Raw genomic sequence first — 14109 nt, forward strand, 5'->3', positions numbered from 1 at the left:
AGGCAGTTATGTTGCAACCTTACGCCTGGCGGCGACAGTTGTGGCGAATGGCGTTTTTCTACGCCCCCTTCGCATTGGTTGGCTGGTTGATTGATCATCTTGCCCTCTGCCTGCTGGTGGCGGCCGTGTTGCATCTGGGCTGGCACTATCGCTTCCAGAAGCGGCTCTCTGACTGGCTGTGGCACGACCGCAGCCTGGTGCCCCCCAGCGGCAGTGGCAGCTGGGAGTACATCTTCAACGGTATCTACAAGCTGCAGCAGCGTCACCGAGCCCGGCGCCGCGAGCTGGCGGGGCTGATCCGCCGCTTCCGGGAGGGGGCCGAGGCGCTGCCCGATGCCGCCGTGGTGTTTCGTACCGATGGCAGCATCCTCTGGTGCAACCGGCTGGCGGAGCAACTGCTCGGTTTTCGCTGGCCGGAGGATGCCGGCCAGCATATCGGCAACCTCATTCGCAATCCTGCCTTTAACGCCTATCTGGGCAAGGGGGCATATGACGAGCCCCTCGAGATGCACTCCCCGGTCAACGAGGAGAAGTTTCTCGAGTTTCGCATCATGCCCTACGCCTCGGATCAGGCGATGCTGGTGGTACGGGATGTCACCCGCTTGCGCAGTCTCGAGAAGACCCGCAAGCACTTCGTCTCCAACGTCTCTCACGAGCTGCGCACCCCGCTGACCGTGCTCAAGGGCTATCTGGAGATGACCGAGGAGCCGCCCCCGCCCGCCATGTGGGCCAAGGCGCATCGGGTGATGATGGAGCAGACCATCCGGATGGATAATCTGGTCAATCAGCTACTCACCCTCTCCCGTATCGAGGCGGCCCCGACCGTGGATCTCTCCCATCTGGTGGACATGCCTGCCATGCTGGGGCTGCTGGAACAGGAGGCTCGGGCGCTCTCGGGCGATCGGGCCCACCAGCTCGAATTTGTGGTGCAGCCCAATCTGCTGGTGCGCGGGGATCAGGAGCAGCTGCGCAGTGCCGTCTCCAACCTGGTCTATAACGCCATCCACTACACCCCGGCGGGGCGAAAAATTACGGTGGAGTGGCGCAAGCAGGGGGCGATGGCGCTGTTTGCCGTGAGCGATGAAGGGGAGGGGATTGCCCCCGAGCATCTGGCGCGGCTGACCGAGCGGTTCTATCGGGTCGACAAGGCACGCTCGCGCCACACCGGCGGCTCAGGCTTGGGCCTTGCCATCGTCAAGCATGCCCTCAGTCATCATGACTGCCAGCTCGATATCGAGAGCCGGGTCGGCCTTGGCAGCCGCTTCAGCTTTCTCATTCCGAGTCGCATGGTGGTGATTAAATAGTCTTTTCTGGCAATGGGTTAGCTGCAAAAAGAGGGCCTTTGAACGGGCCCTCTTTTCATTTGTTCAAATCTGTCGCCATGTCATTAAAGTGTCACATTAAATCCATAAATTTGTCACTGCCAGGTCAGATACTGGCGCCGTCTTAAGAACGGACCTTCTGTAACTTTGGAGAGATTGGATGAAACTCAACAAACTGGCTGGTGTAATCGGATTCACCGCAGCAACCCTGTTTTCTGTCAGCGCCCTGGCTGCCGGTGTGGATAAAGACCTGCCGGATTACACACCGACCAGCGGCATTTCGGGCAACCTGTCCTCTGTCGGCTCGGACACCTTGGCCAACATGATGACCCTGTGGGCCGAAGAATTTAAGCGCTTGTACCCCAACGTCAACGTGCAGATCCAGGCTGCCGGTTCTTCTACCGCACCGACTGCCCTGACCGAAGGTGTTGCCCAGTTCGGTCCGATGAGCCGTGCCATGAAGGCCGGTGAAGAGGAAGCTTTCGAGAAGCGTTACGGCTACAAGCCGACTGCCATCCGCGTTGCAGTCGATGCCCTGGCGGTGTTCGTCAACAAGGACAACCCCATCAAGGGGCTGACCATGCCGCAGATTGACGCCATCTTCTCCAGCACCCTCAAGTGCGGCGAAGCCAAGGCTGCCACCAAGTGGTCTGATCTGGGGCTGGACGGCAACTGGTCCAGCAAGGATCTGCAACTGTTCGGTCGCAACTCCGTATCCGGTACCTACGGTTACTTCAAGGAGCACGCCCTGTGTAACGGCGACTTCAAGAGCGGCGTGAACGAGCAGCCGGGTTCTGCCTCCGTGGTGCAGTCTGTCTCTGCCTCCCTGAACGGCATCGGCTACTCCGGTATCGGTTATGTCACCTCCGGCGTGCGTGCAGTACCGCTCTCCAAAGATGGCAAGACCTTCATCGAAGCGACCTCCGATAACGCCATCACCGGCAAGTATCCGCTGTCACGCTTCCTGTACGTTTACGTGAACAAGCATCCGAACAAGCCGCTCTCCCCGATGGAGCAAGAGTTCGTCAAGATGATGCTCTCCAAAGCAGGCCAGAACATCGTTGCCAAAGATGGCTACGTGCCGGTGCCGGCCAAGGTGGTACAGGCTGACCTGAAAAAGCTGGGTATCATGTAACTGCCTGCAGTCAGCATGCCCTGATAAAACGAGCCCCAAGCGGGCTCGTTTTGTTTTTGGCGGTTGTCAGTTTTGTTAATAGCGCTGGATGGATATTTTTCCGCCAGCCGGGGGCTGGCTCCCTTGCGCAGCCGGGCGGCATTTCCGAGAATAGGGCAACGTTATGGCAAAGGATCTCTTCATGATTGCGTCCCTCACCAAGTTTGGCATGGTAGCCCTCTGTAGTTCCCTGCTGGTCGCCTGCGCCCAGTCGCCGACCGGCCGCAGCCAGATGCTGCTCTACTCTCCCCAGCAGATGAACCAGCTGGGAGCCGACTCCTTCGAGCAGATGAAGAAGCAGGAAAAAGTGAGCAAGGATGCCAAACTCAACGCCTATGTCTCCTGTGTCGCCAAGGCGGTGACCGCCCAGGTGCCGGCCAGCTATGGCATCACCAACTGGGAAGTGGTGGTGTTTGACTCCAAACAGGTCAACGCCTTCGCCCTGCCCGGCGGCAAGATCGGGGTCTACAGCGGCCTGCTCAAGGTGGCCAAGAATCAGGATCAGTTGGCGACCGTCATCGGTCACGAGCTGACTCACGTACTGGCCCAGCACTCCAACGAACGACTCTCGCGCAGCCAGCTGGCGGGGATCGGTCTGGCGGCCGCCGACATTGCCATGGGCACCAGCGAGTACCGCGGCGCCACCATGGCCGCCCTTGGCCTCGGGGTCGAGGTGGGGGTGATGTTGCCCTATGGCCGAACTCAGGAGAGCGAAGCGGATCGGCTGGGGCTTGAGCTGATGGCGCGCGCCGGGTTCAATCCGGCCGAGGCGATCCCCCTGTGGCAAAACATGAGTGCCGCCGCCGGTGGCAACACCCCGCCGCAACTGCTCTCCACCCACCCGAGCAACGAGAACCGGATCGCCGAGTTGCAGGCGCAACAGGCGCAAGTGCTGCCGCTCTATGAGCAGGCCCGCGCCAACGGTCTGGTGCCCCAATGCAAGGCATAAGCCTGCGCATGGCGCGCAGCGACGATGCCGCCGCCATGACGGTGATGCAGCGAGCCAGCTGGCTCGCTGCCTATGGCCAGGTGCTCGGTGCCGACCTGCTGGAGCAGCTGGACGTCACCGCCCATCTGCAGATTTGGCAGAGCCGTCTGGCCGAGCCGGGCCCAAGGCCCATGCTGCTTTGTCTCGATGAGGTGGTGATTGGCCTGCTCTACTGGCAACCACAGCAGGAAGCGGGACAGAGTCATGCCCTGATCCGCGCTTTTTACCTCCATCCCGACCACTGGCGACAAGGTTATGGTAAACGGCTGTGGCAGGCGGTGGCGATGCAGATGCGCCGCGCCGGTTGCCATAGCGTCAAATTGTGGCTGCTCGATGGCAACCACATCGGCGAGGGGTTCTACCTGCGCCGTGGCTTCGTTTTTGATGGCGAGGAGCGCACCCTGATAAGCCTCGGGCAGCCCTGCCTACAGCGACAAATGAGCCGTTTGCTCTGATCACTCTCCCGTTTTTCGCTTTCGGTCACTTTATTTTTTTTGCGAATTAATACAATGTCCCCCTTGAAACAGAGTTGGATAAACACGGGCTGACAAGGGAGTGCTGGCATGTATTACGGCTTTGATATCGGTGGCACCAAGATCGCCTTTGCGGTCTATGACGGTGCATTGAACCTCTGCCACGAGGAGCGCATGAGCACCCCAGGCAACGATTATGAGGGGCTGCAGCAGCTGATCCGCTCCCGGGTCGAGCAGGCGGATGCCCGCTTCGGCGCTCGGGGCTCGGTCGGTATCGGTTTTCCCGGTGTCATCAACAGCCAGGATCACAGCATAGTGGCGGCCAATCTGCCCTCCATCAATGGTCGCCATCTGGGCGCCGATCTGGCCGAGCTGCTGGAGCGGCCGGTCAAGGTGGATAACGACGCCAACTGCTTCCTCTGGTCCGAAGTGCATCAAGGGGCAGCCGACGGCGCCGGCAGTGCGCTCGGCGTCACCATTGGCACCGGTATCGGCGGCGCCGTCTATCTGGCGGGCAAGCTTATTCAGGGGCGCAACTGGCTGGCTGGCGAGATTGGTCACTACCCCTTGCCCGCGACCATGCTGATGAAGTATCCCGAGTTGCCCCGTCCCCGTTGCGGCTGTGGCCGTCTGGTCTGTTTTGAAACCTATGCCTCCGGCACCGGTCTGGAGCGTCTCTATCACCATTTCCATGGCCAGCGTGCCACGGGTCACCAGATTGTGGGACGCTTCGAGGCCCATGAACCCCATGCGGTCGAGACGGTCGAATGCTGGCTGGAGATCATGGCCGCCGGGCTTGCCACCGCCATTTCGGTGATTGATCCCGAAGTGGTGGTGTTGGGGGGCGGCCTGAGCGGCCTGCCCGCCCTCTATGAACAGCTGCCGCTGCGTCTGCCCGGTCACTTGCTGCCCGGGGTCGCCCTGCCCGAGATCCGCCAGGCCCGCTTCGGTGGTGCCGGTGGTGTGCGCGGCGCAGCCTTGCTCAATCTATGAGATCAGATGTGGGGTCTGATCTCCCCGAAAAAGGAGTCCTCATGACCCGTCTTGAAATCTGTATCGACAACCTGGAATCCCTCTTCACCGCCCAGCAATCCGGGGCGGATCGCATCGAGCTCTGCTCTGCGCTGGGTCTGGGCGGCCTGACCCCCTCCTACGGTTTTATGCAGCAGGCAGCCCGCCACGCCACCGTGCCTGTTTATGCCATGATCCGCCCGCGCGCCGGGGATTTTTGCTTTAACGACGGCGAGTTCGAGATGATGCTGCAAGATATCGCGGCGGCCCGCTCTGCCGGTCTGCAAGGGGTGGTGGTCGGTTTGCTGGATGAGGAGGGGCGGGTGCCTGCCGCCAAACTCAAACAGCTGGTGGATGCAGCAGGCCCGTTGGGAGTCACCTTCCATCGCGCCATCGACCTCTCCTCCGACTGGCGCCTCGATCTGGAGACCATAGTCGCGGCCGGTTGCGAGCGCATTCTGAGCTCGGGCCATGCGCCGACTGCGTTGGCTGGGTTGGAAACCCTGCAGGAGATGCAGCAGGCGCTGGCGGGGCGTGCCAGCCTGATGCCGGGGGCCGGGGTCAATGCCGACAACGTGCGTACCATCATCGAGTTCACCGGGGTGAGCGAAGTGCATATGTCCGGCATGGGCTGGCGCGGTGGCATGGTGCCGCACGGAGTGAATATGGGCACTTCGGATGATGGTCGGGTCAATATCACCGATGGCGCCAAGGTCGCTGCGGTCAGAGCCTTGCTGGATCGCCGTTAAGCAGATCGCCGCCGTTGGGCGGCGTTCATCCGCATCTTGTGTGAAGTTCCTCCCACTGACGGGGAAATCAGGGGCGCCCCCGGCAGCACCCCGGCCAAAAGTCTGATATTATCCCGCCTCTTTACTACATGGATCTGGAGCAACATCTCAATGTCCCAATACGACTCTATCGAACAGAAGGCCAGCTATGGCATCGGCCGCAACATGGGTGATCAGCTGGCGCAGCAAGCTTTCGCCGGTCTGGATATCCCGGCCCTGCAACAAGGTCTGGCAGATGCCCTGAATGGTCTGGAGTTCGCGGTCAGCCGTGACGATATCAATGATGCCTTCCAGGTGATCACTGCGCGTATGCAAGAAGAGCAGGAAGCCGCCGCCAAGGCCGCCGCTGCTGACGGCGAAGCCTTCCTGGCTGATAACGCCAAGCGCGCTGAAGTGAAGGTGACCGACTCCGGTCTGCAGTACGAAGTGCTGGTAGAAGGCAACGGTGCCGTTCCGGTAGCCGGTCAGTCCGTGCGTGTGCACTACCACGGTACCTTCACCCACGGTGGTGTATTCGACAGCTCCGTCGCTCGCGGCCAGCCGGCTGAATTCCCGGTGACCGGCGTGATCGCTGGCTGGGTTGAAGCGCTGCAGCTGATGCCGGTTGGTTCCAAGTGGAAGCTCTACATCCCCCACGATCTGGCCTACGGTGCCCGTGGCGCGGGCTCCATCCCGCCTTACTCTGCACTGGTATTTGAAGTCGAGCTGCTGGACATCCTGTGATCCTGCTGGCTTGATGCAAACGGCGACCCTCGGGTCGCCGTTTGTTTTTGGGCTATGTGATAGACAGTATTTGTCGCGGTCAGCAGGTTGGAGAGCAGAAAAGGGCGGCTTTTTTGCGCCATTGACTGGTTTTTTCAGAAACGGGAACAGGCATACTGCGACTCATTAGAGAGGATAAGGAGAACCCGATGAGCAATAAGATGAAGAATGTAGCGGGGCTTGCTCTGTTGCTGCTGAGTATTCCGGCCAGTGCCGATGCCATGCGCTGCAAGAATGCCCTGATCAGCGAGGGTGACAGTACCGCCGAGATGCTGCTCAAGTGCGGCGAACCGATGTTGCGGGAAGATATTACCCGTAACGAGGAGAATCTGCACGGCACTGTGGTTGAGGTCAAATATGGCGAACGCTGGACCTACAACTTCGGCAAGAACGAGTTCATGCGCTTTGTGACGGTGCGCAATGGAAAGGTGACTGACATCGAAAACGGCCCGCGCGGCCAGTAGCCGGCGGGCAAAGCATGGATGCACAACAGACAGTAGGGCAAGACCCTTTGACTCACATGTCCGGCAAGGGGTCGCGGTGACCAAGTTGTCTGACAGCCAGATTGATCTGGCGAGCCAGTCTTAGCCGCTGGCGGCAGGTCAGGCCATGGAGGCTGATCCTGCCCGCGTTGAATTCAAATGTCCCCAGCGACTCGATGGCAAAATAGCCTCGATGAAAGCTCTTGATGTAGCGAGCGATCTGCCGTGGGGATAACTGCTTGAATACCTTCATCACACGGTTCCCTGATTGCCTGGACAGGGCACACTATGGTGTCGGTCGATGACACTGATATGACGGTTTATAAAGATTTGCATGAATCCTTATTTTGCCAGTGAGCTCGGCAAATTGACGTCATCATCGAAAAAGTTGTGCCATGGCAAACCACTGCACCGATATACTGCGGGCTTGAATGGAACAAACGAAAGGGCCTGTGCGTGGAATGGGTTGATGTGGTGGACGAGGATAACCGGGTGATTGGCGTGGCCGAGCGAGCCAAGGTGCGGCGGGAGAATCTCTGCCATCGCGCCAGCTATATTCTGGTGCTCGACGACGCGGATCGGATCCTGGTGCAGCGACGCACCCTCAGCAAGGATTTCTGCCCCGGTATGCTGGATGCCTGCGCCGGTGGCGTGGTCACCACCGGTGAGGAGATGGAGCGCTCCGCTCGCCGCGAGTTGGCCGAAGAGCTGGGGATTATGGATGTTCCTCTGCAGGGCTTTGGCTGCTTTTATGCGGAAGGGGAGGGCTATCGGGTCTGGGGTGGCCTCTTCAGTTGCCGTTATCAGGGGCCGCTGCAGTTGCAGGCCGAAGAGGTGAGCGCGGTGCACTGGATGAGCTTGGCCGAGATTGCCGAGCGCGCCAGTGAATTTACCCCCGACTCCCTGCTCGCCATCGCCACCTGGCAGGCAAGGCGCTGACCAACTTCATATATTATCTTCTCCAGAGACAAGGCGGGCAGCCTGATGGCTGCCCATCTGCATGTGTGCATTTACTTGGTCTGCTACACCAGCTTGAGGCGCCGGTTGGTGCGCCCGCAAGCGCTCGGCTTGGCGAGCCAGTGCCCCTGCCAGTCGGTGGCCAGACGCAGTAGGGGATACTCCAGATCGAGTCGGGTCACCACCAGCTGGCCTGTTTCATCGCCACTCACGGGATTGCCGCTGGCGGGATCGATGATCTCGACGATGCAGCTCTCATTGACGATAAAGCCCTGACCGGGCTGACTCTCGTAGGCCACCACCCCCACATCCTGCCACACCAGACAGTTGAGGGCCGCAATGCCGTGAATGGCACGCAGTGGCGCGGTTTCAGGATGGGTTGCTTCGCACAATAGGGCGCGGCGCAGCGAGTCGCTCGGGATCTCCGCCGCTTCGGCCGCTTCCAGCAGGTCGAGCAGGGTCACCAGCGGGCCGACGTAGCCGGTGGGTTGATAGCGCAGCAGTGCCTCCAGTTGGCGCTGGGTATCGTGGGGGCCGCAGGGTACCACGGGAGCCCCCAGCTGGCGGGCGCCGTTATCGAAGATAAAGGCGGTGGGGCCAGCATGATAGTCGTGGCCGTTGAGCATCACTTCCCCCGCCTTGAAGCCGGCGGCAAACAGTGCTCGGGCTGCGCCCCACCAGTCAGCCCCCGCATACTCGGGGATGGCCAGCTGTCCCGGACAGGAGAAGACCCGCAGCGCCTGACTGGCGGGGCGGCCGGTGAGACCGGCAAAGGGGGGATGAGCTTGCTGAGCGGCAAAGAGTTCTTTGCTGTCGAGTAGCGGCAGGGTGGCCAGCTCTGCCAGATCCTCGAGGCGGCACTGGCGATAGGCGCTGGAGTAACCGGCGCAATATTGACTGACATGGGTAAGCTGATGATTGAGCTGGTCCAGTTGCTGCTGTTCGCGCATGGCGGGGGGACGAATTTCCAGACCATCGTAATAGTGTTGCATGGGGCCTCCTGGCGCCGTGAAACCAGCTCAAGAGTAGTCTGCCCAAGGGGAAAATGCCTGCCGCTATCCAGGGTCAGGCTCAGAGCCGCTGTTAGGCGGCATCGTCACTCTGGGATAAACTGGCGACTTCCCATCACGACTCAGGACGAGAAATCATGATTGCTGTAGGACAACCCCTGCCTGCGGGCGATTTTACCTTTATCACCGCCGAGGGTAAGCAGCTGCGGGATAGCCAGACGCTATTCGCCGGTAAAAAAGTAGTGCTGTTTGCGGTACCCGGCGCTTTTACTCCTACCTGCTCCAATGCCCATCTGCCCGGCTATGTGGTGCTGGCCGATCAGTTTATGGCCAAAGGGGTGGATGCCATCTGTTGTCTGTCGGTCAACGACGCTTTCGTGATGCGGGCCTGGCAGACGGCCCAGAATGCCGAGGCGATCACCATGCTGGCGGATGGCGACGGCAGCTGGACCCGGGCGCTGGATCTGGCCAAGGATACCGGTGCCTTTGGCGGCATCCGTGCCCAGCGCTTTGCGTTGATCGCCAACGATGGTGTAGTCGAGCAGCTGTTTGTGGAGGCACCGGGCAAGTTCGAGGTCTCCGATGCCGCGAGCCTGCTGGCTGCACTGTGAAATGTTAATCACGGTTTGATTTCCCCTTGAAATGGGAGGTGGCACAGCTACACTGGCGCCACTTTCCCATGGTGCCTGCCCGTTTGGGCTGGCGCTTCGTTGCAGATAACAAGAGATGAAGATCCTATGACCCTGGCTTTTGTTGCCCTGATTGCCGGACTGGCGCTGCTGGTCTGGAGTGCAGACAAGTTTGTCGATGGCGCTGCCGCCACCGCCCGTTATGCGGGGATGCCGCCGCTGCTGATCGGCATGGTGATCATCGGTTTTGGTACCTCGGCCCCGGAGATGGTGGTCTCGGCACTGGCGGCGTCCCAGGGCAATCCCGGGTTGGCGCTCGGCAACGCCTATGGCTCCAACATCACCAATATCGCGCTGATCCTGGGTCTGACGGCACTGATCAGCCCTATCGCGGTGGCCTCTCAGGTAGTGCGCAAGGAGATCCCCATTCTGCTCGGTATTACCCTGCTCTCTGGCGCCCTGCTGATCGATGGTCATCTGGGCCGGATGGATGCGGTCATTCTGGGGGCCGTCTTCGTTGCCCTGATGGGCTGGTCCATCTGGGCTGGCATGAATGGCAAGGGAGATGCGCTGGATACCGAGACCGCCGAGGATATCGAGAGCGAGGGGATGTCCCTCAAGAGCGCCATCTTCTGGCTGGTGGTCGGGCTGGTGCTGCTGATCGGCGCTTCCCGCCTGTTGGTCTGGGGGGCGGTGACCATCGCTCAGGCACTCGGTATCAGCGATCTGGTGATTGGTCTCACCATAGTCGCGGTGGGTACCTCCCTGCCGGAGCTGGCCTCGTCCCTCATCGCCATTCGCAAGAACGAGCATGATCTGGCCCTTGGCAACGTGCTCGGCTCCAACCTGTTCAACACCCTGGCGGTGGTGGGGATTGCGGCGGGCATCCACCCGCTCGATGTGGCGCCGGAGGTGCTCACCCGTGACTGGAGCATCATGATGGGGCTGACCCTGCTGCTGCTGGTGATGTGTCTGGGCCGCAAGGGGCAGGGCCGTATCAACCGGTTGGAGGGGGGCGTGCTGCTGACCTGCTTCGTCGCCTACACCGGCTGGCTGCTGACCAGTCAGTTTATCTGATAGGGGTTGGTGAAATGAGAGAGGGGGAAGCGCAAGCTTCCCCCTCTTGTTTTGCCCAGTGAACCTGTTGGCGAGCGAGCGGTGTGCTCAGGCTACTGCCACCAGCTTCTGCCCCTTCTGGCTGCTGTCCAGAATGAGGATGCTGGCTTTGGGGAAAAAGTTGAAGGTGGAGGCCGAGGCCCAGGTGTAGGCGCCCATCACCTTGCCAACCACCAACTCGCCGATAGCCAGGTCCGGCAGCATGATGCCATCACGGATCACATCCACGCTGTCGCAGGTGGGGCCGGAGAGCACCGAATTGTGCTGCTCGCCACTGGCATAAGGCGTGCTCACCGGATAGGTGACGTGGTCATAGAGCTGGCCGTTGTAGCTGCCGTAGAGACCGTCATCCAGGTAGTACCAGATCTTGTCGCCACGGTGGGCCTTGCCCATCACGCTGGATACCGAAGTCATGGCCGGTGCGCTGATAAAGCGGCCCGGTTCGGCAATCTTCTGCACGGTAGCGGGCAACTTGGCCAGCGCTTCGCGGATCGGCGCGCAGAAGCCGTCGATATCGAACTCGCCCCCTTCATAATCCACCGGGAAACCGCCGCCGATATCCAGCACCCAGGGCTTGAGCCCGAGCGCCCAGGCCTGCTCCATGATCTCGCGGCAGGCGTCGATGGCCTGCACATGGCGACGGGCATGGGGCACTTGCGAGCCGACGTGAAACGACAGCCCCATCACCTTGATCCCCTTGGCGTGGGCCAGTTGCAGCAGCGGCAGCGCCTGCTCCGGAGTGCAGCCGAACTTCTTGGAGAGATCGACCTTGGTCTCGGGGTTCGGGAAGCTGACCCGCAGCAGCAGTTTCACTTCGTCCTTGTAGGGAATGAACTTCTCCAGCTCCAGCGGGTTGTCGTAGACAAACACGGTGCAGCCGAACTCCAGCGCATAACGGATATCGCTGTCGCGCTTGATGGGATGGGTATGAATGCAACGTCCCGGGCGAACCCCCTGACTGCGCACCAGATCCACTTCGCCATTGGTGGCCAGATCGAAACAGGCCCCCTCTTCCTTCAAGACAGAGACCACCGCCTCATGGGGCAGGGGTTTGAGTGCATAGTGCAATCGTACATCGGGCAGGGCGGCGGCCAGCGCCCGATACTGTTTGCGGACGGCTGCCTTGTCGAGCAGCAGCAGGGGGGAGCCGAATTGTTCAACCAGCTGACGGTAATCTTGTGCGACCACATCTTTTGCAACCAGGGTCTCGTTCATTCTCTTTTGGTCATCCTTAGGGGGCGTGATATGCCCAAGCCATATGCGATTGAACCGGCGACGGCCGGGTCAGGCGAGCGGTCCGGTGGGACCAACCGAACACAGTGCATAAATTGATAGCAAAGTGCTTGGTTATGCAGCGGATTATCGGCTTATTGATTCTGTGTGCAAGCATTTTGATTGGATATGTCGGCAAGATTTTCTTGGCGAAACGAGAGGGATCACTGTTCTCTATCCGCCATTTTTCCCGTTTGGGCCACATTTGATCCGTGAAAGCCTAACTTGTTGATAGTTAACTAACATTTAACATTCTTGCTGCGATTCTGGTGGTCACTAAAAAAATATAAATGGGGGCGGCCAAGTGCGAGACAGCTCACATTTTTTGGATTAACATGCCGACTTCCTAATCCAAACTAGTTCGGATGAAGGTAGCAGGAGAGCGATGGGCAACCATCCACCGAAGAAGTGAATCTTTCAGGTACCGGGCAACCGGTGTGGACTGCTACTGGACGATACTCTGGAGAGACCCGTTAAATCGGGCGCCGAAGGAGCAAGGCACCATGACTACCCGCAAGGGCAGGCTGGCGCCGGAAACTCTCAGGCAAAAGGACAGAGGGGATGGGATGGTTGTACCTGGGCTTGGCCCGCATCCGATCGCCTCTGGCCGATCGCGACACCTATGGGAAGATCATCCTTCTCCTCCTTAATTTCTGTTTCTTAAGGAGGATGCATGTCATCAATTCAATCGGCGTTAACCGCCATCGATAGCTTTATCTGGGGCCCGCCCCTGCTGATCCTGCTGGTCGGGACCGGTATCTATCTCACCCTGCGTCTGGGTCTGCTTCAGGTCGTGCGCTTGCCGCTCGCTCTGCGGCTGGTCTTTGGCCGCGATCAGGGGCAGGGCAAGCAGGGGGATGTCTCCAGCTTCGGCGCCTTGTGCACCGCTCTCTCTGCCACCATTGGCACCGGCAACATCGTCGGGGTGGCTACCGCCATCAAGCTCGGCGGCCCCGGTGCCCTGTTCTGGATGTGGATGGCGGCACTGTTCGGCATGGCCACCAAGTATGCCGAGTGCCTGCTGGCGGTCAAATACCGCGAGCAGGATGCCAACGGCCAGATGGCTGGCGGTCCCATGTACTATCTGGAGAAGGGGCTCGGTTCCAAGCCACTCGCCAAGCTGTTTGCCCTGTTCGGTATCGGCGTGGCCTTCTTCGGCATCGGTACCTTCCCGCAGGTCAATGCCATCTCCGACGCCATGAGTCTCTCCTTCTCGGTGCCCCGTGAAGCGACCGCCGTGGTGCTGACCCTGATCGTGGCGCTGGTGACCCTGGGGGGGATCAAGTCCATCTCCAGCGTGTCGAGCAAGGTGGTGCCCTTCATGGCCATCTTCTACATAGTCGCCTGTCTGGGCGTGCTGGTGAACAACGCCAGCGCCCTGCCCGATGCCGTCATGCTGGTGATCGAGAGTGCCTTCACCGGCCATGCGGCGACCGGCGGCTTCGTCGGTGCCAGCATCATGCTGGCCATTCAGTCCGGGGTGGCGCGCGGGGTCTTCTCCAACGAATCGGGACTGGGCTCTGCCCCCATCGCGGCGGCGGCAGCCAAGACCGATTCGTGCGTGGAGCAGGGGTTGGTCTCTATGACAGGTACCTTCATCGACACCATCATCATCTGCACCATGACCGGCCTGACCCTGGTGGTGACCGGCGTGTGGAGCGGCGACGCAAGCGGTGCGGCCATGACCAGTCTGGCCTTTGCCCAGGGGCTCGATGCCCATGTCGGCCAGTATCTGGTGAGCATTGGCCTCCTGTTCTTCGCCTTTACCACCATCCTTGGCTGGAACTACTACGGCGAGCGCTGCACCGAGTACCTGTTTGGGGTGAAGGCAATCAAGCCCTATCGTCTGGTCTATCTGGCGCTGGTGGCGAGCGGTGCTTTCCTCCATCTGGACATGATTTGGCTGCTTGCCGATATAGTTAACGGCCTGATGGCGGTGCCCAACCTCATCGGCCTGATTGGTCTGCGCCATGTGGTGATCGCCGAGACCCGCGCCTACTTTAGCCGGGATCTGGATAGCGAAGCTGAACCGGAGCCGCAGACGGCCTGAACGCCTCGGCCCGTTTCACGTTCCCATTGAAAAGAACAAGCCACGACTCCGGTCGTGGCTTTTTTGTGCGCCGTG

15 protein-coding genes and 1 riboswitch are annotated in these 14109 nt (G+C 60.4%); of the genes, 12 read left to right on the forward strand and 3 right to left on the reverse strand.

All coding sequences use genetic code 11. The annotated features are described in order from the left end of the window. Window positions 1-8 precede the first annotated feature (8 nt). From phoR to AB5Y67_RS14710, 8 genes are all read left to right on the forward strand, one after another. On the forward strand, window positions 9-1304 hold the full coding sequence (gene phoR, locus AB5Y67_RS14675; protein WP_368207898.1) for a phosphate regulon sensor histidine kinase PhoR: 1296 nt from the start codon (window positions 9-11) through the stop codon (window positions 1302-1304). Between the two features lie 178 nt (window positions 1305-1482). After that, window positions 1483-2457 (forward strand): PstS family phosphate ABC transporter substrate-binding protein, encoded by a 975-nt coding sequence (locus AB5Y67_RS14680; protein WP_005338411.1) that lies wholly within the window; start codon window positions 1483-1485, stop codon window positions 2455-2457. Between the two features lie 181 nt (window positions 2458-2638). Then, a complete protein-coding gene (locus tag AB5Y67_RS14685; RefSeq protein ID WP_005338409.1) occupies window positions 2639-3445 on the forward strand; it encodes a M48 family metallopeptidase in 807 nt (268 codons plus the stop codon). Further along, on the forward strand, window positions 3433-3939 hold the full coding sequence (locus tag AB5Y67_RS14690; protein ID WP_005338408.1) for a GNAT family N-acetyltransferase: 507 nt from the start codon (window positions 3433-3435) through the stop codon (window positions 3937-3939). The genes AB5Y67_RS14685 and AB5Y67_RS14690 overlap by 13 nt, the downstream gene beginning before the upstream one ends. A 108-nt stretch (window positions 3940-4047) precedes the next feature. Next, complete coding sequence (locus AB5Y67_RS14695; protein ID WP_042079821.1) at window positions 4048-4950, forward strand: ROK family protein; 903 nt, start codon at window positions 4048-4050, stop codon at window positions 4948-4950. A 41-nt stretch (window positions 4951-4991) separates the two neighbouring features. After that, window positions 4992-5717: a copper homeostasis protein CutC gene (locus AB5Y67_RS14700; RefSeq protein WP_368207900.1), complete on the forward strand. Its 726-nt coding sequence runs from the start codon at window positions 4992-4994 to the stop codon at window positions 5715-5717. 150 nt (window positions 5718-5867) lie between these two features. After that, window positions 5868-6479 carry an FKBP-type peptidyl-prolyl cis-trans isomerase gene (locus AB5Y67_RS14705; RefSeq protein ID WP_005338405.1) on the forward strand — a complete coding sequence of 204 codons (612 nt, stop codon included), beginning with the start codon at window positions 5868-5870 and terminating at the stop codon, window positions 6477-6479. A 188-nt stretch (window positions 6480-6667) separates the two neighbouring features. After that, window positions 6668-6982: a DUF2845 domain-containing protein gene (locus tag AB5Y67_RS14710; protein WP_139741800.1), complete on the forward strand. Its 315-nt coding sequence runs from the start codon at window positions 6668-6670 to the stop codon at window positions 6980-6982. A 52-nt stretch (window positions 6983-7034) separates the two neighbouring features. Here the strand turns inward: AB5Y67_RS14710 and AB5Y67_RS14715 are convergent, their stop codons facing one another. Further along, window positions 7035-7253, reverse strand: coding sequence for a DUF1107 family protein (locus AB5Y67_RS14715; protein WP_005338403.1), 219 nt, complete (start codon window positions 7251-7253; stop codon window positions 7035-7037). A 203-nt stretch (window positions 7254-7456) separates the two neighbouring features. On the opposite strand from AB5Y67_RS14715, the gene yfcD reads away from it, so the two are divergent. Then, window positions 7457-7939, forward strand: coding sequence for an NUDIX hydrolase YfcD (gene yfcD, locus AB5Y67_RS14720; protein WP_139443245.1), 483 nt, complete (start codon window positions 7457-7459; stop codon window positions 7937-7939). Between the two features lie 83 nt (window positions 7940-8022). Here the strand turns inward: yfcD and AB5Y67_RS14725 are convergent, their stop codons facing one another. Further along, window positions 8023-8949: a phenylacetate--CoA ligase family protein gene (locus AB5Y67_RS14725; protein WP_058056707.1), complete on the reverse strand. Its 927-nt coding sequence runs from the start codon at window positions 8947-8949 to the stop codon at window positions 8023-8025. A 155-nt stretch (window positions 8950-9104) separates the two neighbouring features. Between AB5Y67_RS14725 and AB5Y67_RS14730 the strand changes: the two genes are divergently transcribed. Both AB5Y67_RS14730 and AB5Y67_RS14735 read left to right on the forward strand, forming a co-directional pair. Further along, window positions 9105-9578, forward strand: coding sequence for a peroxiredoxin (locus AB5Y67_RS14730; RefSeq protein ID WP_199427512.1), 474 nt, complete (start codon window positions 9105-9107; stop codon window positions 9576-9578). 126 nt (window positions 9579-9704) lie between these two features. Next, on the forward strand, window positions 9705-10673 hold the full coding sequence (locus AB5Y67_RS14735; RefSeq protein WP_005343920.1) for a calcium/sodium antiporter: 969 nt from the start codon (window positions 9705-9707) through the stop codon (window positions 10671-10673). A gap of 87 nt (window positions 10674-10760) precedes the next feature. Here AB5Y67_RS14735 and AB5Y67_RS14740 read toward each other — a convergent pair whose 3' ends face one another. After that, window positions 10761-11927, reverse strand: coding sequence for a type III PLP-dependent enzyme (locus AB5Y67_RS14740; protein WP_043818871.1), 1167 nt, complete (start codon window positions 11925-11927; stop codon window positions 10761-10763). A gap of 507 nt (window positions 11928-12434) precedes the next feature. Next, window positions 12435-12550: riboswitch (glycine riboswitch) on the forward strand. Window positions 12551-12657: 107 nt separating this feature from the next. On the opposite strand from AB5Y67_RS14740, the gene AB5Y67_RS14745 reads away from it, so the two are divergent. Then, window positions 12658-14034 carry a sodium:alanine symporter family protein gene (locus AB5Y67_RS14745; protein WP_005338391.1) on the forward strand — a complete coding sequence of 459 codons (1377 nt, stop codon included), beginning with the start codon at window positions 12658-12660 and terminating at the stop codon, window positions 14032-14034. Window positions 14035-14109: the final 75 nt, after the last annotated feature.

This window comes from Aeromonas sp. s12, from assembly GCF_040907925.1.
GTDB classification, from domain to species: Bacteria; Pseudomonadota; Gammaproteobacteria; order Enterobacterales; family Aeromonadaceae; genus Aeromonas; species Aeromonas veronii.